This is a genomic window from Burkholderia sp. S-53 (assembly GCF_025560745.1).
Lineage (GTDB): Bacteria > Pseudomonadota > Gammaproteobacteria > Burkholderiales > Burkholderiaceae > Burkholderia > Burkholderia pyrrocinia.
In genome coordinates this window covers 317,379-333,737 of record NZ_CP090484.1, presented here as the reverse complement: position 1 = coordinate 333,737, position 16,359 = coordinate 317,379, and the positions used below count along the sequence as shown (strand labels likewise).

The following is a 16,359-nucleotide window of genomic DNA, read 5'->3' as shown; positions in this document are numbered from 1 at the left end:
AACGCGGCGTGAAGGAGCGGCGGCGCGCGGATGACGACAGGATGTTCGTGCGCGCCGCGACGGTCAGGCCGACGCCGATACCAGCGCGCAGAAGTTCTCCAGATCGACGTTGCCGCCGCTGATCACCACGCCGACGCGCTTGCCTTGCAGTTGCTCCTTCATCCTTCGCACGGCTGCGAGCGACAGGCAGCCGGTCGGCTCGACGACAATCTTCATACGCGTCGCGAAGAAGCCCATGCAGTCGACGAGTTCCGCGTCCGTCGCGGTCAGGATGTCGTCGACGTCGCGGCGGATGATCGGGAACGTCAGGTTGCCGAGGTGCTGCGTCTGCGCGCCGTCGGCGATCGTGCGCGGCGTATCGATATGCACGATCGCGCCCGACCGGAACGATTGCTGGCCGTCGTTGCCGGCTTCCGGCTCGACGCCGTACAACTTCGCGTGCGGCGACAGCGCGCGCGTGGCGAGCGCGGTGCCCGACAGCAGCCCGCCGCCGCCGAGCGGCGTGAATACCGCGTCGAGCGGCCCGACTTCGTCGAACAGTTCCTTCGCCGCCGTGCCCTGGCCGGCGATCACGTCCGGATGGTCGTAGGGCGGGATCAGCGTGAGCCCGTGCTTCTCCGCGAGATCGCGCCCGATCTGCTCGCGATCCTCGGTGTAGCGGTCGTAGGTCACCACGTTGCCGCCGTAGCCGCGCGTCGCGGCCATCTTCGCGGCCGGCGCATCCTGCGGCATCACGATCGTCGCCGGGATGCCGAGGATGCGCGCCGACAGCGCGATCGCCTGCGCATGGTTGCCGGACGAGAACGCGACGACGCCGTTGCGGCGCTGCCCGGCATCGAAGCGCGACAGCGCGTTGAACGCGCCGCGGAACTTGAATGCGCCCATGCGCTGCAGGTTCTCGCACTTGAAGAACACCTGCGCGCCGAGCGCTTCGTCGATCGTCCGCGACGTCATCACCGGCGTGCGGTGCGCATGGCCTTCGAGCCGGGCCGCGGCGGCGGCAACGTCGTCGTACGTGGGGAGAGTCTGAGAGTTCATGGTCGATCGAGGGTCGGAAAGTTTAGTCAACATGAAAGCAGCGCGCTTGTTTCATTTCGCATCGTTGTACACGGTCGCGCGCGACACGCCGAGATGCTGCGACACGATCTCCATCGCGCGGCGCACCTCGAGAAAGCCGTCGGCCTTCAGCGTCTGCAACAGTTCGCGGCGCTGGTCGGTCTTCAGTTCGCGCGGCGTCGTCGCGAGGCGCGTCGCGAACGCGTCGATGCGTTGCCGGATCGCGTCCGCGCCGGCCGGGTCGAGCGTGTCGGCGATGGTTTCGCCGTTCGGGCTGCAGAACTGGTTCAGCATGCCCTGGAAGCCGCGGAACAGCGTGACGTCGGCATTCAGGCACAGCGCGGCCACATAGCGCCCGGTCGAATCCTTGATGCCGATCGACGTGCTTTTCGCGGTGCGGCCGTCGGCGAAGCGGTTCGGGTAGTTCGCGAGCACCTGCGGGAAATCGTCGTCCTCGATGCGGGCGAGGCCGAGCTCGGTCGCGGGGTCGCCGACCGCGCGTCCGGACAGGTTGTTGTGGATCGCGAGGATCGCGTGCTTCGGCGTGCGCAGGTCGTGGACCACGACCTCGGTGAACGGCGCGAACATCGCGCCGAGCCCTTCGGCGATGCGCTGCACCTGTTCGATCAGCGATGCCTGCTCCGACAGCGCTTTGTTCCGGGTGGTGGTCATGGTGGGCTCGCGTTCGGGTTTCGGATCGATGCGACGGCTTCGGGAAACGATCAACCGGCGTGCGCCTGGCCGTCCGTCGTTTCCGGGCGCGTGATGTCGGCCAATAACGGGCGCGCGATCCGTACGTAGTCGGCCGCATCGAGCACGACCGAGCGGTCGAGGCGGCCCGCGTTGAACGCGATCTCGTCGTTGCGTTCGACCAGCGCGGGATCGACGACGAGCGTCACGTTGCCGTCGAACACGAACGGCGGCACGGCGCCCATCACGCAGCCGGTAACGGCGGCCGCGACGTCGGGCGATGCGAGCGTCGCCTTGCGGCGGCCGACGGCGTCGGCGACCTTGCGGAAATCGATCTTCAGGTGGCCGGGAATGACGGCGAGGGCGGTCGTGTCGCCGCCGTCCTTGAACGTGCAGAGCATCGCCTTCGCGCCTTGTTCGGGGCGCGTGCCGCGGATCGCGGCGATGACGTCGGATTTACCTTCCGCCGGGTGCTCCAGTACGCGGAAACGCGCGCCGGAGGTGTTCAGCAGGTCGCAAAGCGTGTCGAAAACGGGGTAGGCGTTCATGGCGCTCCGGGTTGGCTCTGGGGCGGGGAATCGCGGCGTGTACGCGATGAAGCGTGGCTGCGGGTCGTTCGATGGATTGTCCAATTATAGACGTTTTGTCGTGGGCGTGACGAAAACGTGTGTCGTCGCAGAGCGGCGACCGTTGTCATAGGAAACGGGTGGACGAAAGAATGACGCTTCGCGCAATGGTGCGGAACACGGAGAGAACGGTCGGCGTTCGGCCGGGAAGAGATGTTCGCGCCTGCGGGGAGTGTCCGCCGCTCGCCCCGTACCGGCCGCAACTTCCCGGCGAAGTTGGCCTGCTCGTGCCGTGCTTCGACAATGGCGTGACCACACGCACAAGCCTTCCCGAGCCGTGACACGCAGAGTTACTTGGACTATCCGTCCGTTCTGCTATACCCAATTCATGAGCTGTGCGCGGCCCACGCGTCGCACGGCGAGTCGAGCGCCCGTTGCGACTGGCGCGACACAGGGGGCAACACGTCGGTGGGAACTGCATCTTCGGGCTGGAAGCTGGCAGGAGGCTGACATGGCAAATTACCTGTTCGTAGAATCACGCGGTCCACATGGTGCCGGGGATACCGAGCACGTCGAGGAACTGGTCAGGGGCGTACGCCAGAGGGGCAACACGGTCACACTGTTCCTGGTTCAGAACGGCGTGCTTTCCACGCGCCCGGGCGCAAAATTCAGCGAGCGATATGCGGATCTGACGCGCAGCGGCGTCACCGTCCTTGCCGATGAATTCTCCCTGCGCGAACGGGCGATCGATCGGCTGGCGGAAGGTGTCCAGAAGGCGGACATCGGACAACTCGTGGATCTTCTCCTGGTGGCTGGGACCAAGGCCATTTGGCATTGAATCAAGGAGAACGTGATGGCTATTGGTATGAAATTGACCCTGGCGCTGATGGATCCGCCGTATGAGAAGGCAGCCAGCACGACGGCGCTGCGCATTGTGGATGCCGCGCTGCGACGGGGGCACGACGTCACCGTGTTCGCCTACGAAGGTGCAGTCAATCTGACGATGAAGGCGCAAGCCCCACATGCCAATCCGGTCAAGGGCACGTCGGTGGAGGAGGAGGATCACCCGACGACCAGGGACTGGGTGGCAGCCTTGTTTCAACTCGCCGCCCAGCAGGGCGTCAAGCTCGACTGGATCAACTGCGGCCTATGTGTGGACGAACGCGGCGCAGGTGACTGGATCGAGGGTCCCCGCCGCGGCAGCCCGAAGGATTTTCTCGAATCCGCGACCCAGAGCAACGCTGTGCTGGTAATTCCGACGAAATAGGAGCTGCGCGATGAAAATCCTGAGCATTGTTGAGACAGCGTACCGGGCTACGCTGGAAGAACAGGATGACACCATCCTGTGGCTGAATCATGTACTGAAAAACGCCGGCGCCGACGTCAGCCTGCTGCTGTACGGAAGCGCCGTGAACTATGCAGCGCGCGGGCAGGATGCCACCGGCCTCGCCTTCGGCACGCGCCGGCAGGTTCATCCACCAGCGCTCGATAAGGATCTGGACAAGATGATCGGCGCCGGCGTTGCCGTGTATGCGGTCAACGAGGACATGCGCGACTGTGGGCTGGCGCAGGAAGATGTCATCGGCGGCCTGACGCTGCTCGCGCGTGCCGAGATCCCCGAGCTGTTCGACCGCTTCGATCAGGTCTGGCACTGGTAACGGCTCAAGTCTGCACCGCATTCTGCTGATCGGAGGGACCGCTTTCGTTTCGCTCACAACCGTTGCGGCATGCCGTCAATGGGGTGCTCCGCGCCATACGCAACGGTCGTCGAGCGGAGAGTTGCAGTGATTCCCGATAGTCGCGTGTCGGCTGGGGCGGACGGTCGCGAACCTTGACTGAGCGGCTCGAATGGGTCGTATGGAAAGCCGCGAAGAACGGAAAGAATCGGGCCGACGACGCGCGATAGACAACGCACCGCCGGCCCGCGAAGGAACACAAGACAAATCTTCAATGACGACAATCGAGCCGCGCGGCCACACCCGGGCGGTCTCGATCGCTGAACCTTACCCCCGCACCGCCTTCACCACATACTGACTCGTCGGCACCACATCGATCTTGTCGAAGTCGATAAACCGCCCGCAGCTATCCATCATCTCGGCGACATTCCGCTGAAACTTCTCGTCGTCGCCGACCGCATCGAAAAATGCATGCGGATCGGTCATCGCCGCAGCCGGGAAGCATTCCTCGACGATTGCGTCATACCCGGGCGCCGCATGCGTCAGCGCACGCACGACAACGTTCTGCACATACAGGAAATTGTCCTGCGTATCGATCGCGACGCGCGTGTGATGGCCGTGCCACACGTCGAGCCACGCTTCGTGCGTGAGGCGCGGCGGCCGCTTCAGGAACGCGAGCTGCGAAAAGCCGGCCGTGCGTTCGCCCGGCCGCGCCGGAAAGCGCGTGTTCGGAATCGGCTGCGATTCGGTGACGAGATATGCGGCCATGTGCGGCACGACTGCGCGCACTGCCTCATCGAACGGCTTTCGAAACATCGCGTTTGCACTATCGACCCAAACCGCGACGATCCCGTCGATACTCGGATGCGTATTGGTCTGCTTCAGTCCGGCGGCCGGCGCGACATCGGCATCGGCGACGTTCACCTGCACGCCGTGCGCACCGAGCGACAACAGCTTGTCGGCGAGCTGCGCGCGCACCGCGTGGCTCCACTGATCGGGTGCGGCCTGCGCGTCGCGCCACAACACGTAAATGACTTTCTCCATTGTTCCGGCTCCAGAGGGGAATGACGGGATCGGCGGCGTTGCCGCCGGGGTTCAGGAAGCGGTGACGGCCGCGCCATGCGCACCATGTGCACCCGGAGCAAACCGGTTCGCAGTCAGCGTGAACGACGGCGGGATCGGCGACGTGACGGTTTCGAACAGCCGCTCGTGGCGCGTCGCGTGAATGCGCCACACGCCGTCGCGTTTCACGTACTGGTCGTCGTAGAACGCGGTGCCGTGCAACAGGTAGTTATCCTCGAGATTGATCGCGTGATCCTCGAGAAACCACACGCCGCATGCATGATCGGCGGACACCAGCGTGAGTTCGGGGTGATGGCCGTGATGCATCGTCAGGAAGGTCGGCTTGCCGATCAGATCGCGCAGGCTCGACACGAACGCGTCGCGGCCGTCGTACGCATAACGACCGCCATACAGACGCGCCTCGCAATCCTCGGTCAGGCAATCGGCGAGCAACGACCAGTCGTGCGTATCGACCGCGCGGAAATACCGGTACTTCAACTGTCGGATTTGCTCGTATTCATGGAGCGTGCGAGTCGTGTCGTCCATCGCCGTATCTCGTGGTGGTGTCGTTCGATGGTAGGAACGAAGCCGCCTGCGTCACATCGTCTGTTCGGACGAAAGCCGCGCACGCACGCGGCCGGCGCTGCCGTGATGAACCGCCGGCTTAATCCGAACGGGTGATGGCCGGCGCGTCGCGCGGCGGTAACGTGGCATCGACGCGGCATCCGATCCGCGCCGGCATCGAACAAGGAGACGGGATGACCCTCATCGAATCGCTGGAAACGCGCGTGCGCAGGCTGGAGGATGCCGATGCGATCCGCCGGCTGAAGGCGCGTTACTTCACGTGCTGCGACCGCAAGGATCCGCAAGGGATGCGCGACTGCTTCGCGCCCGGCCGCGTGCACATCGACTATGGCCGGATCGGCACGTTCGATACGCGCGACGCGCTCGTCGACGTGTTCGAACGGCTCGGCTGCCATCCGAACATCGTCGAGATGCACCACGGCGTGAATCCCGACATCACCGTGCTCGACGACACGCATGCGCGCGGCACATGGGGCCTGCACTACCAGATGATCGACACGAGCGCGCGCACGCTCACGCAGCTCAGCGCGTACTACGACGACGCATACCGGAAGGTCGACGGCGAATGGAAGATCGCGGGCACGCGCTGCGTCGTCACGTCGACGCTGTCGGCCCGCTACGAAGGCGATGCGCCGGGCGTGCTGTTCGCCGGCGCGCAGCCGCCGGCTGCCTGACGCATGCCATCGCCACGCATGTGGCCGATATTCCACAGGAGACATCGAACATGACACAGAACCACGATGCGCCGATCGCCGTCGTGACGGGCGCATCGCGCGGCGCGGGCAAGGGCATCGCGCGCGCACTCGGCGCGGCCGGCATGACCGTCTACGTGACGGGCCGTTCGCAGAACGAAGGCGATGCGCCGCTGCCCGGCACGATCCACGAGACTGCGCGCGAGATCGACGCGCTGGGCGGCCGCGGGATCGCGGTGGCGTGCGACCACGCGGACGACGCGCAGGTGAAGGCGCTGTTCGAGCGCGTCGAACGCGAAACCGGGCGGCTCGACATCCTCGTCAACAACGCGACCTACCTGCACGACCAGCTGATCCTGCCGGGCCCGTTCTGGGAGAAGTCGCTCGACCTCGTGAACATCCTCGACGTCGGGCTGCGCTCGGCCTATGTCGCGAGCTGGCACGCGGCCCGGCTGATGGCGAAGCGCCGCAGCGGGCTGATCGCATTCACGTCGTCGTTCGGCGCGAGCTGCTACATGCACGGCGCGGCCTACGGCGCGCAGAAATCGGGTGTCGACAAGTTCGCGAAGGACATGGCCGTCGACCTGAAGCCGTTCGATGTCGCGGCCGTGTCGATCTGGATGGGCCCGCTGCGCACCGAGCGCACGACGCGCGTGTGGGACGAGCATCCGGATCTCTACAAGGAGTTCTCGCTCGTCGCCGAAAGCCCGGAGTTTACGGGCCGCGTGATTCACGCGATCCATGCCGATCCGCAGCGCATGACGCTGTCCGGTCAGGTGCTCGTCGGCGCGGAAGCCGCGCTCCAGTACGGTATCGCCGATCTCGACGGCAGGCAGCCGCCGTCGTACCGCGACCTGCTCGGCGGGCCCGTTCAGGCCCATCCGGCGATCGTCGCTTAAGGAGCGCGCATGGGCATCCTGAAGGGCAAGGTCGCGCTCGTGACGGGCGCGGGGCAGGGCGTCGGCCAGGGCGTCGCGCATGCGCTCGCGGCGGAAGGCGCGCACGTCGCGGTGGTCGGCCGCACGCGCGACAAGCTGATTGCCACCTGCGACGCGATCCGCGCGCGCGGCGGTATCGCGGAGCCGTTCGTGTGCGACGTGATGGACGCCGCACGGATCGCGGTTTGCGTGGACGCGGTCGTCGAGCGCTTCGGCGGCGTGCAGATCCTGATCAACAACGCGCAGGTCGTGCCGCTCGGCCGCCTGCTCGACGTGACGGATGCGGATTTTATGGCGGGGCTCGAATCGGGGCCGATCGCGACGTTGCGGATGATGCGCGCGTGCCATCCGCATTTGAAGGGCGACGGCGTGATCGTCAATTTCGCATCGTCGGCCGCGGTGCGCTGGGATGCGTCGGGTTACGGCGCGTACGCGGCGACCAAGGAGGCGATTCGTGCGCTGACGCGCGCGGCCGCGTGCGAATGGGGCGCGGACGGCATTCGCGTGAACGCGGTCGCGCCGCATGCGTTGTCGCCGGGGCTGAAAGGCTGGGTCGATGCGAATCCGCAGGAAGCGGCCGCGTTCTTCCGCACGATCCCGCTCGGCCGCGTCGGCGACTGCGAGCAGGACATCGGGCGCGCGATCGTGTTTCTCGCGAGCCGCGATGCCGCGTACCTGACGGGCGCGACGCTGCCGCTCGACGGCGGACAGGCCTACTGGGGCTGACAGCAAAGGGCTGACGGCGCGTGGCGCGAGCCGCGCACCAATCATGGGTCCGCAGCGCACGCTCACGCTTGCGCGCGGCGACAGGAAAACCGGAATCGAAGAGAGGACGACATGGGTCGACTGGAAGGAAAAGTAGCGATCGTCACGGGCGGTGCGCGCGGGATGGGCGCGGCAACGTGCAGGCTGTTCGTCGAAGAGGGCGCGCGCGTCGTGATCGGCGACGTGCTCGATGCGGAGGGCGAAGCGCTCGCGCGCGAACTTGGCGACGCGGCGCGCTTCATGCGGCTCGATGTCGCCGACGAAGCGAATTGGGCGCGCGTCGTCGACGCGACGGTCGAGCAGTTCGGCCGCATCGACGTGCTCGTCAACAACGCGGCCGTGCTGACGTTCGGCGGCATCACCGAGCTGTCGAAACGCGATTTCGAGCGCGCGGTATCGATCAACCTCGTCGGCACGTTCGTCGGCATCCGCACCGTCGCGACGCGCATGATCGCGCAGAAGAGCGGGTCGATCGTCAACATCTCGTCGGTCGACGGCCTGCGCGGCGTGAATGCACTCGCCGCGTACGTGTCGAGCAAGTGGGGCGTGCGCGGGCTGACGAAGGTCGCGGCGCTCGAACTCGGCCACCAGGGCGTGCGCGTGAATTCGATCCATCCGGGCGGCGTGAACACGGTGATGTCGAACCCGACCGGCGCGCCGCTCGAGGAAATCAACAAGCACTATGCGAACGTGCCGCTGCAGCGCGTCGGCCTGCCCGACGAGATCGCGCGCGCGACGCTGTTCCTCGCGAGCGACGACGCGTCGTACTGCAACGGCGCCGAACTGGCCGTCGACGGCGGGATGGCGGCGGGCGCGTATTACCCCGGATTGCCGGGCGCGCCGTTTTGAGAATGGTCGTAACGACAGGCGGACTGCAGGTCGGACATCTCAATAATTGACAATGATTCTCATTATTAATAACGTCTCCTACACCGGGCCTTCACGATGGCATGTCATTGGCGATGGCCCGGAAGCGCCTGTCTTCACCACGCGTCAAGCGGCGTGATTGCAATCGGCTTGTGCGCAAGATGCGGAATTGTAGACAGGCATTGGATACAACATCATTTTTGAGAGGTCTCGTTCCATGCAATGTGAAACTCAATTTTCGATGCTTGATCGTGGTCATCTTCGACAACTCAGCCCGCTGGAGATCCTGTCGGTGAGCGGGGCAGGTAGTTACAACGCAGCAAACAACGTCAATTTGCGATCGTTCTCCAATGGCTGGAGCGGTAGTTTTGTCCAAGGCATCAACAGTGCGCTTGATGGCGCGGGACGAGGTGCCTTGGTCGGCGGCACGTTGGGTATGGCGCTCGGTCCGCACATGGCCGCGCTCGGCGCGGCGGCCGGCGCGGTTTATGGCGCCGGACTGGTCGTGCTGACTCACGGCCGCTGACCCATCCAATTCATCGTTACCCCAACCGAGCGACACCATGCAACAGTTCGCACGATTGCGTCTTTACGACTGCATCGGATTGTCTGGATGCATCGTTCTTTTTGTGTGTGGATTGCTCATGGCGTTCGGTTGGCTCGTCGATTCTGCGTCGCTTCCGAGTCGAGCCGGCGGCATTGCGCTCGCTGCATTGTTTTTCCGTGTCGCGCTGATCTACGGCAAGCGGCTGACGGGCCGCACATCGAATAAGGCGGACTCCCGACACTAGCCAGGCATCCTCGATTGGCGTTCCGGGCGTGCCCGAACGCGAAGTTGTGTACGCAACCTAATTCAGGGTTTGCCTGAGTAGCGAAAACGAGAATCCGCCGGGCGCGCATGTGCAATTTTCATGCGCGCGGCCGGCGGGCCGAATTTGCCGCTTTTGCCAAACCCTTGTCCGACGGACGTTCCGCGCGTTTCGTCCCCGACAGCGATCGCACCGACGCAGTCAAAATGACTGGCCGGCAATGCATGTGCCAGCACGTCGTCACACTTGTTTCTTGTTGCAACGCAACGCCCGCTCAATAACGGCGATGGTATGCTGGCCGGCATGGAAGTTGTAAGGCAGGTTGCATGCATGGCGAAACTCGCGTTCGCATCTTCTAACGAGACATCACATCCTCTCGCCCGCATCGCGGCATCGACACGCGCCCAGTTCGCGTGCCCCGCGTTGCGCGTTGCTGCGTCCTGCATTCCGATCGCAATCCCCATCTGGCGGGTTCACCCCGCAACCCCCATCCCCGCCCAATAATCTGGAGACGTTTCCATGTCGCAAAACAATCTGGCCGAAGCGACACACGGCCTGCTGATCGCTCCCCCGGCCTTCGTCAAACATCGCAAGCTGATCGACTGGGTGTCGCGCATCGCGGCGCTCACGGAGCCCGAGCATATCGTGTGGTGCGACGGTTCGCAGGAGGAATATGACGCGCTGTGCCAGGCGATGGTCGACCAGGGCACGCTCAAGCGCCTGAACCCGGCGAAGCGCCCGAATTCGTACCTCGCGCAATCCGATCCGTCCGACGTTGCACGTGTCGAAGATCGCACGTTCATCTGCGCGGCATCGCGCGATGATGTCGGCCCGACCAACAACTGGATCGAGCCCGCCGAAATGCGCGAGAAGCTCGACGGCCTGTTCCGCGGCTCGATGCGCGGCCGCACGCTGTACGTGGTGCCGTTCTCGATGGGCCCGCTCGGCTCGCCGATCGCGCACGTCGGCGTCGAACTGTCCGACAGCCCGTACGTTGCGGTGAACATGCGGATCATGACGCGCATGGGCCGCGACGTGTACGACGTGCTCGGCGAAGACGGCGAATTCGTGCCGTGCGTGCACAGCGTCGGCCATCCGCTCGAAGCCGGCCAGCAGGACGTGCCGTGGCCGTGCAACCCGGTGAAGTACATCGTGCACTTTCCTGAAACGCGCGAGATCTGGAGCTTCGGTTCGGGCTACGGCGGCAATGCGCTGCTCGGCAAGAAGTGCTTCGCGCTGCGCATCGCGTCGACGATGGGCCGCGACCAGGGCTGGCTCGCCGAGCACATGCTGATCCTCGGCGTGACGTCGCCGGCCGGCAAGAAGTATCACGTCGCGGCCGCGTTCCCGTCCGCGTGCGGCAAGACCAACTTCGCGATGCTGATTCCGCCGCAGGGCTTCAACGGCTGGAAGGTCACGACGATCGGCGACGACATCGCGTGGCTGAAACCGGGCCGCGACGGCCGCCTGTATGCGATCAACCCGGAAGCCGGCTTCTTCGGCGTCGCGCCGGGCACCGGCGTGAAGACCAACCCGAACGCGATCTCGACGCTGACGGAAAACGTGATCTTCACGAACGTCGCGCTGACGGAAGACGGCGACGTGTGGTGGGAGGGGCTGACCGACACGCCGCCCGCGAAGCTGACCGACTGGCAGGGCAACCCGTGGACGCCGGAGATTGGCAAGGAAACCGGCCGCAAGGCCGCGCACCCGAACTCGCGCTTCACGGCACCGGCCGCGCAGTGCCCGTCGATCGACGCAGACTGGGAGAACCCGGCCGGCGTGCCGATCGATGCGTTCATCTTCGGCGGCCGCCGCTCGACGACGGTACCGCTCGTGACCGAGGCGCGCGACTGGGTCGAAGGCGTGTACATGGCCGCGACGATGGGCTCGGAGACGACCGCCGCGGCGGTCGGCCAGCAGGGCATCGTGCGCCGCGACCCGTTCGCGATGCTGCCGTTCTGCGGCTATAACGTGAGCGATTATTTCGCGCACTGGCTGAAGCTCGGCAAGCAGCTCGAAGGCACGGGCGCGACGTTGCCGAAGATCTACTGCGTGAACTGGTTCCGCAAGGACGCGAACGGCAGGTTCGTGTGGCCGGGCTTCGGCGAGAACATGCGCGTGCTGAAGTGGATGCTCGACCGACTCGAAGGCACCGGCGGCGGCGGCGAACACGCGTTCGGCGTGTCGCCCGCATATGAAGACCTGCACTGGGACGGGCTCGATTTCACGCGCGAGCAGTTCGATGCGGTGACGTCGATGAACGCCGACGAATGGCGCGAGGAGCTGAAGCTGCACGCGGCGCTGTTCGACATGCTGAAGTTGCGTTTGCCCGTCGAAATGACCGACACGATGAAGAAGATCGAACAGCGCCTCGGCGCCTGACGATCCGCATTGACGCACCGACCCTGACGTCCCGCCGCCGGCAACCATCGCCGGCGGCGGGACGTTTTTGCATCGATGCCGCTTACTGCGCGCTGCAATGCGCGACGACTTCGTCGACCGCGCGCTGCACGTCGCCGCGCCGGTAGCGCAGCAGCGCGATGTCGGCCGGATCGGGTTCGTACGACACGACGTTGCCGCGCCCCGTGTAGATCGCGATGTCGGGCAGCAGCGGATGCTCCTGGTCGAGCGACGGCACAACCTGCGGGTTGCCGGCCGCGCGGAAGAACGCCGCGAAGTAGTCGGCGAAGCTGAGGTTCTCGTCGCCGACGAGGTAGGCCTTGCCCGCCGCGCCGCGCTGCAGCGCGCCCCAGATCGCTTCCGACAGCGATTGCGTCGAGATGAAGTTGCTGCCGCCGGCCGGCCCGAACACGGGCAGCCCTGCGAACTGGCCCTGCGCATAACCCGTGTACGCGGCGAACATCTCGTTGCGCAGCCCCGGCACCGACCCGACCATGAACGGCGCATTGACGCAGCACACCGCGAACGACGGCGTCGCGAGCGCGCGCACGCGTTCGTCGGCGAGATGGCGCGAACGCACGTACGGCACCGTATCGACGAGCGCGGGCGCGACCTGCGGATAGAAACTGCCGACCAGCACCGCGCGCTTCACGCCCGCGTCGCGCGCGAGCGCGAAGAAGCGCGGCACCGCGTCGACGTTCGCGCGTTCCCAGTGCGCGGCTTCGTCGGTGCCGGGCGGCAGGTGGCGGATGTCGTTGCCGGCCGCGAACACGACCGCGTCGAACGGCGCGAGATCGTCGCGCGTGAAGTTGCCGGCCACGTAGTCGCGTAGCAGCACGTCGAACTGCGCGAGCGCGCTGCCGGCCGCGGGCGGCTTGCGCGCGGCGAGCGTCACGTGGTTGCCCTGCGCATGCAGGTGCAGCGCGGCGTGGCCGCCGATGAGGCCGGTACCGCCGACGATCAGGATTTTCATGGTGTCTCCGGTGGCGGCGCAGGCGCGCCGCGTGAAATGAACGGGGGAAGCCGCGCACGCGAACGCGTGCGCCGCGTCGCTCAGAAATTGAAGCCGTTGCCCGTGACGACGGGCATGTTGGTCCAGAAGCCGTTCGGGTCGCGATACCAGCCGGCCGCCGCGAGCGCGCCGCCGTCGACGTGCAGCGTCGTGCCGGTGACCCACGCGGCGAGCGGGCTCGCGAGGAACAGCGCGGCGCCCGCGATGTCGCTGGCCACGCCGAAGCGTCCGAGCGGAATCCAGCGCGGGATGTGGTCATGGTGTTCGGCCGCGACCATCGCGCTGACGGGCACCTGCGGCGTCTCGGTGGTTTCGGGCGCGATCTGGTTTACGCGGATGCCGGCCGGCCCGAGTTCGAGCGCGAGGCTTTTCGTGAAGCCGGTCAGCGCGGCCTTGAACGACGCGTACACGGTGCAGTTCGGAATCGCGCGGAAGCCTTCGATCGACGACACGCCGACGATGCTGCTGCCCGCGCCGCGCTTGCGCAGCAACGGCAGCATTGCGCGCGTGACGATGAACACCTGGCGCAGGTTCACGTCGAACAGCCGCGCGATATCGTCGTCGGTACAGTCGTCGAACGGCTTCGCGATCTGCAGGAAATCGCCGACGTTGTTGACGAGCACGTCGAGACCGCCGAAACGCGCGTCGACCGTCCGCGCGAACGCGTCGACCTCGTCGCGGCGCGTGACGTCGACGGTCTGTACGAGCGCGTCGACGCCCGCCGCTTCGAGCACGTGCCGCACGTCCTGCGCGCGCGCCGCGTCGATCTCAGCCACGGCCACGCGTGCGCCGGCCGCGCCGAACGCTTCCGCACAGGCGCGGCCGATGCCCGCGCCGCCGCCGGTGATCAGCACGGTCTTGCCGGTGAATGAAATCATCGAAGGACTCCTTTGAATGAAAGAGCGTCGAGCCGCGTCACAGCGACGACACCAGTTGTGCGTTGTCGATCCGCAGTTCCGCGCCGTTCACGAAACGGGATTCGTCGGACGCAAGGAACAGCACGAGATTCGCGACGTCCTGCGGGTCGCACATGCGCGCCATCGGATCGCTGCCGATGCCGAGCGCGGCCGGATCCAGGTCGGGCATCAGCGCCTGCGTCATCGGCGTCCAGATTCCGTCCGGATGGATCGAGTTGCAGCGGATCCGGTAGCCGCTGCGCTTGCAATGCACGGCGACGCTGCGCGCGAGCGCCGTCACCGCGCCTTTCGACCCGGTGTACGCGCACATCATCGGCAGCCCGCCGAGCGCGGCGACCGACGACATCATCACGATCGAGCCCGGCGTGTCGTTGCCTTTCATCGCGCCGATCGCGTACTTGCAGCCGAGGAAATAGCCGTCCGCGTTGGTGCGCATCACGCGCCGCCACGTGTCGAGGCTCGTGTCCTCGATCGAGCCGACCGGGCAGATCGCCGCGTTGTTGACGAGCACGTCGAGACGGCCGAAGCGCTCGAGCGTCGACGCGATCGCGTGCCGCCAGCCGTCTTCGTCGGCGATGTCGTGGCGCACGAACAGTGCCGCGTCGCCGATCTCGCGGGCGAGCGCACGGCCCGCGTCCTCGTCGATGTCGGTCAGCACGACGCGCGCGCCTTCGGCGGCAAGCAGCAGCGCATCCGCGCGGCCGACGCCGCTTGCCGCGCCGGTGACCAGCGCGACCTTGTTTGCGACTCGATTCATGGTCGGTCGAATTCCTGTGACGTTGAAAGAAGGCGGGCGCTCATGCGGCGCCCGGCGCGCGGCCGGCCTTGACTGCATCGAGCGCGGCCGTGCCGTAGATCTGCGCGATCGTGTCGTCGACGCGCGGGTTCGTGCGCAGCTCGTGGCCGCCGTCGACCGCGAAGCTCTGGCCGGTGACCCAGCCCGACTCGGGGCCGGCGAGATAGCGCACCGCATGCGCGATCGCTTCCGGTTCGCCGAGCGTGCCGAGCGGAATCTGTTCGAGAAAGCTGTCGACGAGCGCGCGGTTGTCGAACATCGGCGCGGTCGCTTCGGAGCGCGTGAGGCCCGGGCGTACCGCGTTCACGCGGATCTTCGCGCCGGCCAGTTCCTCGGCCGCGCCGCGTACGAGCGCTTCGAGCGCGGCCTTCGCGGTGCAGTACGCGGACAGCCAGCGGAAATTGATCTGCGCGGCGGTCGACGAAATGCAGACGATCGCGCCGCCGCCGCTGTCGGCCAGACGCGGCGCCGCATGACGGATCGCGGCGAACGCGCTGTGCAGGTTCAGGTCGATTTCCGCGCGGAAGCTGTCGGCGTCGTGCATCAGCAGCGGCCGGAACCCGGCGCCGCCGACGGTCGGCACGACGATGTCGAGACGGTTGTCGAGCGCCCAAGCGCAGTCGAGCGCGGCTTGCAGGTCGGCTTCGTCGCACGCGTCGCCCGCGTGGATCGCGACGCGGCTGCCGGGCACCGCGTCGGTCAGGTGCCGCTGCGTGCGTTCGAGTGCGTCGCGGCGGCGGCCCATCAGCACGACGGCCGCGCCGTCGGCGGCGAGCGCATGCGCGCAGGCCGCGCCGATGCCGCCGGCGCCGCCCGTCACGAGCGCGGTGCGGCCTTCGAGGGGAGCGGAGGTGCGCATCGTTCAGCCCTCCAGCGGCAGGTCTTGCGACCAGTCGACGTGCAGCGTGCGCGCGGCGAAGCGCCACGTGCCGCCGTCGAACACGCAGCGGTCGCGATAGCGCAGGCCCCAGTCGAGCTTGCGCTTCACGCCGTCGCGCACGTAGACGTGGCACGCGATGCCGTAGGTCTCGACGTCGGCCTCGCCACCATCGAGCGTGACGAGCTGGTTGTGCACGTGATGCTGGGTCGTCTCGTAGCGCTCGATCACGCGCATGCCCGCGACGATCGCGTCGCGGTCGTCGAAGCGGAAGCCGGGGCCGGCGAGCTGCGCATCGGCGGTGAAGAGGGAAGCGAGCCGCGGCCAGTCGCGCCGGTCGACGGCTTGCGCGTAGCGGCACGCAAGTTCGTACAGCGCGTGGCGGGGATTCGAATCGGTCATGCAGTACTCCCGTGGAAGAACGGAAAGAGTCGGCCGCGCCGCGGGTGCGGACGCGGCGGCATTGCGACGTCGATGCGCAGGTTCGCATCGAACCGATCGAGACTCGTCATCCATACGGAGCAGGGCGAGGGTCGGGGAAAACACCGGGGCGGGCCGCCGCGCGCCGTGCGATGGCGTATCGATGGTGCGACGCAGCGGCAGATGGGCGGCATGTGTCCGACGATTGCCGCGGCAGGTAGCGAAAGG

21 protein-coding genes are annotated in these 16,359 nt (G+C 66.5%); 10 read left to right on the top strand and 11 right to left on the bottom strand.

Annotated features, from left to right (window positions below):
• Positions 1 to 63 precede the first annotated feature (63 nt).
• Genes LXM88_RS23620 through LXM88_RS23610 form a run of 3 tightly spaced genes read right to left on the bottom strand, consistent with a single transcriptional unit; the run spans position 64 to position 2,294 of the window.
• On the bottom strand, positions 64 to 1,038 hold the full coding sequence (locus LXM88_RS23620; RefSeq protein WP_262544797.1) for a threo-3-hydroxy-L-aspartate ammonia-lyase: 975 nt from the start codon (positions 1,036 to 1,038) through the stop codon (positions 64 to 66).
• A gap of 51 nt (positions 1,039 to 1,089) precedes the next feature.
• On the bottom strand, positions 1,090 to 1,728 hold the full coding sequence (locus LXM88_RS23615) for a helix-turn-helix transcriptional regulator (RefSeq protein ID WP_262544794.1): 639 nt from the start codon (positions 1,726 to 1,728) through the stop codon (positions 1,090 to 1,092).
• A 50-nt stretch (positions 1,729 to 1,778) separates the two neighbouring features.
• Positions 1,779 to 2,294, bottom strand: a complete 516-nt coding sequence (locus LXM88_RS23610; protein WP_262544793.1) for a YbaK/prolyl-tRNA synthetase associated domain-containing protein — start codon at positions 2,292 to 2,294, stop codon at positions 1,779 to 1,781.
• Positions 2,295 to 2,823: 529 nt separating this feature from the next.
• Here LXM88_RS23610 and LXM88_RS23605 point away from each other — a divergent pair.
• The 3 genes from LXM88_RS23605 to LXM88_RS23595 are packed head-to-tail and all read left to right on the top strand — an operon-like array spanning position 2,824 to position 3,970.
• Positions 2,824 to 3,150, top strand: coding sequence for a DsrE family protein (locus tag LXM88_RS23605; RefSeq protein ID WP_262544792.1), 327 nt, complete (start codon positions 2,824 to 2,826; stop codon positions 3,148 to 3,150).
• Between the two features lie 15 nt (positions 3,151 to 3,165).
• Positions 3,166 to 3,579: a DsrE/DsrF/TusD sulfur relay family protein gene (locus tag LXM88_RS23600; RefSeq protein ID WP_096474295.1), complete on the top strand. Its 414-nt coding sequence runs from the start codon at positions 3,166 to 3,168 to the stop codon at positions 3,577 to 3,579.
• Between the two features lie 10 nt (positions 3,580 to 3,589).
• Positions 3,590 to 3,970, top strand: a complete 381-nt coding sequence (locus tag LXM88_RS23595; RefSeq protein ID WP_262544790.1) for a DsrE family protein — start codon at positions 3,590 to 3,592, stop codon at positions 3,968 to 3,970.
• 345 nt (positions 3,971 to 4,315) lie between these two features.
• Here LXM88_RS23595 and LXM88_RS23590 read toward each other — a convergent pair whose 3' ends face one another.
• The gene (locus LXM88_RS23590; protein WP_262544788.1) at positions 4,316 to 5,032 is read right to left on the bottom strand and encodes an EthD domain-containing protein; all 717 of its coding nucleotides are present in this window, start codon (positions 5,030 to 5,032) and stop codon (positions 4,316 to 4,318) included.
• Between the two features lie 51 nt (positions 5,033 to 5,083).
• Positions 5,084 to 5,596: a nuclear transport factor 2 family protein gene (locus LXM88_RS23585; protein WP_262544787.1), complete on the bottom strand. Its 513-nt coding sequence runs from the start codon at positions 5,594 to 5,596 to the stop codon at positions 5,084 to 5,086.
• 212 nt (positions 5,597 to 5,808) lie between these two features.
• On the opposite strand from LXM88_RS23585, the gene LXM88_RS23580 reads away from it, so the two are divergent.
• The 6 genes from LXM88_RS23580 (at position 5,809) to LXM88_RS23555 (ending at position 9,688) form a co-directional block, all read left to right on the top strand.
• Positions 5,809 to 6,309 carry a nuclear transport factor 2 family protein gene (locus tag LXM88_RS23580; protein ID WP_262544785.1) on the top strand — a complete coding sequence of 167 codons (501 nt, stop codon included), beginning with the start codon at positions 5,809 to 5,811 and terminating at the stop codon, positions 6,307 to 6,309.
• Positions 6,310 to 6,359: 50 nt separating this feature from the next.
• Positions 6,360 to 7,226: an SDR family NAD(P)-dependent oxidoreductase gene (locus LXM88_RS23575; protein WP_262544784.1), complete on the top strand. Its 867-nt coding sequence runs from the start codon at positions 6,360 to 6,362 to the stop codon at positions 7,224 to 7,226.
• 9 nt (positions 7,227 to 7,235) lie between these two features.
• Positions 7,236 to 7,991: an SDR family NAD(P)-dependent oxidoreductase gene (locus LXM88_RS23570; protein ID WP_262544782.1), complete on the top strand. Its 756-nt coding sequence runs from the start codon at positions 7,236 to 7,238 to the stop codon at positions 7,989 to 7,991.
• A 111-nt stretch (positions 7,992 to 8,102) separates the two neighbouring features.
• Positions 8,103 to 8,879 carry a glucose 1-dehydrogenase gene (locus tag LXM88_RS23565; RefSeq protein WP_262544780.1) on the top strand — a complete coding sequence of 259 codons (777 nt, stop codon included), beginning with the start codon at positions 8,103 to 8,105 and terminating at the stop codon, positions 8,877 to 8,879.
• Between the two features lie 259 nt (positions 8,880 to 9,138).
• Positions 9,139 to 9,423 (top strand): hypothetical protein, encoded by a 285-nt coding sequence (locus tag LXM88_RS23560; protein ID WP_262544779.1) that lies wholly within the window; start codon positions 9,139 to 9,141, stop codon positions 9,421 to 9,423.
• A 37-nt stretch (positions 9,424 to 9,460) separates the two neighbouring features.
• The gene (locus tag LXM88_RS23555) at positions 9,461 to 9,688 is read left to right on the top strand and encodes a hypothetical protein (RefSeq protein ID WP_262544777.1); all 228 of its coding nucleotides are present in this window, start codon (positions 9,461 to 9,463) and stop codon (positions 9,686 to 9,688) included.
• 62 nt (positions 9,689 to 9,750) lie between these two features.
• On the opposite strand, the gene LXM88_RS23550 is transcribed toward LXM88_RS23555, so the two are convergent.
• Positions 9,751 to 10,170 (bottom strand): hypothetical protein, encoded by a 420-nt coding sequence (locus LXM88_RS23550; RefSeq protein WP_262544775.1) that lies wholly within the window; start codon positions 10,168 to 10,170, stop codon positions 9,751 to 9,753.
• 55 nt (positions 10,171 to 10,225) lie between these two features.
• On the opposite strand from LXM88_RS23550, the gene LXM88_RS23545 reads away from it, so the two are divergent.
• On the top strand, positions 10,226 to 12,091 hold the full coding sequence (locus LXM88_RS23545; RefSeq protein WP_262544774.1) for a phosphoenolpyruvate carboxykinase (GTP): 1,866 nt from the start codon (positions 10,226 to 10,228) through the stop codon (positions 12,089 to 12,091).
• Between the two features lie 82 nt (positions 12,092 to 12,173).
• Here the strand turns inward: LXM88_RS23545 and LXM88_RS23540 are convergent, their stop codons facing one another.
• From LXM88_RS23540 to LXM88_RS23520, 5 genes are all read right to left on the bottom strand, one after another.
• On the bottom strand, positions 12,174 to 13,082 hold the full coding sequence (locus LXM88_RS23540) for an NAD-dependent epimerase/dehydratase family protein (protein WP_262544772.1): 909 nt from the start codon (positions 13,080 to 13,082) through the stop codon (positions 12,174 to 12,176).
• Between the two features lie 80 nt (positions 13,083 to 13,162).
• On the bottom strand, positions 13,163 to 13,996 hold the full coding sequence (locus LXM88_RS23535; protein ID WP_318654713.1) for an SDR family NAD(P)-dependent oxidoreductase: 834 nt from the start codon (positions 13,994 to 13,996) through the stop codon (positions 13,163 to 13,165).
• 40 nt (positions 13,997 to 14,036) lie between these two features.
• Positions 14,037 to 14,795: an SDR family oxidoreductase gene (locus LXM88_RS23530; protein ID WP_262544769.1), complete on the bottom strand. Its 759-nt coding sequence runs from the start codon at positions 14,793 to 14,795 to the stop codon at positions 14,037 to 14,039.
• Between the two features lie 40 nt (positions 14,796 to 14,835).
• Positions 14,836 to 15,693 (bottom strand): SDR family NAD(P)-dependent oxidoreductase, encoded by an 858-nt coding sequence (locus LXM88_RS23525; RefSeq protein WP_262544768.1) that lies wholly within the window; start codon positions 15,691 to 15,693, stop codon positions 14,836 to 14,838.
• 3 nt (positions 15,694 to 15,696) lie between these two features.
• The gene (locus LXM88_RS23520; protein ID WP_262544767.1) at positions 15,697 to 16,113 is read right to left on the bottom strand and encodes a nuclear transport factor 2 family protein; all 417 of its coding nucleotides are present in this window, start codon (positions 16,111 to 16,113) and stop codon (positions 15,697 to 15,699) included.
• Positions 16,114 to 16,359: the final 246 nt, after the last annotated feature.

What these genes read in the sequence shown, in the direction of transcription:
- LXM88_RS23600 (WP_096474295.1), top strand. Translation starts at nt 3,166, where the DNA reads ATGGCTATTGGTATGAAATTGACCCTGGCGCTGATGGATCCGCCGTAT.
- LXM88_RS23590 (WP_262544788.1), bottom strand. Translation starts at nt 5,032, where the DNA reads ATGGAGAAAGTCATTTACGTGTTGTGGCGCGACGCGCAGGCCGCACCC.
- LXM88_RS23520 (WP_262544767.1), bottom strand. Translation starts at nt 16,113, where the DNA reads ATGACCGATTCGAATCCCCGCCACGCGCTGTACGAACTTGCGTGCCGC.
- LXM88_RS23545 (WP_262544774.1), top strand. Translation starts at nt 10,226, where the DNA reads ATGTCGCAAAACAATCTGGCCGAAGCGACACACGGCCTGCTGATCGCT.
- LXM88_RS23580 (WP_262544785.1), top strand. Translation starts at nt 5,809, where the DNA reads ATGACCCTCATCGAATCGCTGGAAACGCGCGTGCGCAGGCTGGAGGAT.
- LXM88_RS23570 (WP_262544782.1), top strand. Translation starts at nt 7,236, where the DNA reads ATGGGCATCCTGAAGGGCAAGGTCGCGCTCGTGACGGGCGCGGGGCAG.
- LXM88_RS23555 (WP_262544777.1), top strand. Translation starts at nt 9,461, where the DNA reads ATGCAACAGTTCGCACGATTGCGTCTTTACGACTGCATCGGATTGTCT.
- LXM88_RS23610 (WP_262544793.1), bottom strand. Translation starts at nt 2,294, where the DNA reads ATGAACGCCTACCCCGTTTTCGACACGCTTTGCGACCTGCTGAACACC.
- LXM88_RS23530 (WP_262544769.1), bottom strand. Translation starts at nt 14,795, where the DNA reads ATGAATCGAGTCGCAAACAAGGTCGCGCTGGTCACCGGCGCGGCAAGC.
- LXM88_RS23525 (WP_262544768.1), bottom strand. Translation starts at nt 15,693, where the DNA reads ATGCGCACCTCCGCTCCCCTCGAAGGCCGCACCGCGCTCGTGACGGGC.
- LXM88_RS23585 (WP_262544787.1), bottom strand. Translation starts at nt 5,596, where the DNA reads ATGGACGACACGACTCGCACGCTCCATGAATACGAGCAAATCCGACAG.
- LXM88_RS23550 (WP_262544775.1), bottom strand. Translation starts at nt 10,170, where the DNA reads ATGGGGATTGCGATCGGAATGCAGGACGCAGCAACGCGCAACGCGGGG.
- LXM88_RS23540 (WP_262544772.1), bottom strand. Translation starts at nt 13,082, where the DNA reads ATGAAAATCCTGATCGTCGGCGGTACCGGCCTCATCGGCGGCCACGCC.
- LXM88_RS23605 (WP_262544792.1), top strand. Translation starts at nt 2,824, where the DNA reads ATGGCAAATTACCTGTTCGTAGAATCACGCGGTCCACATGGTGCCGGG.
- LXM88_RS23565 (WP_262544780.1), top strand. Translation starts at nt 8,103, where the DNA reads ATGGGTCGACTGGAAGGAAAAGTAGCGATCGTCACGGGCGGTGCGCGC.
- LXM88_RS23560 (WP_262544779.1), top strand. Translation starts at nt 9,139, where the DNA reads ATGCTTGATCGTGGTCATCTTCGACAACTCAGCCCGCTGGAGATCCTG.
- LXM88_RS23620 (WP_262544797.1), bottom strand. Translation starts at nt 1,038, where the DNA reads ATGAACTCTCAGACTCTCCCCACGTACGACGACGTTGCCGCCGCCGCG.
- LXM88_RS23595 (WP_262544790.1), top strand. Translation starts at nt 3,590, where the DNA reads ATGAAAATCCTGAGCATTGTTGAGACAGCGTACCGGGCTACGCTGGAA.
- LXM88_RS23615 (WP_262544794.1), bottom strand. Translation starts at nt 1,728, where the DNA reads ATGACCACCACCCGGAACAAAGCGCTGTCGGAGCAGGCATCGCTGATC.
- LXM88_RS23575 (WP_262544784.1), top strand. Translation starts at nt 6,360, where the DNA reads ATGACACAGAACCACGATGCGCCGATCGCCGTCGTGACGGGCGCATCG.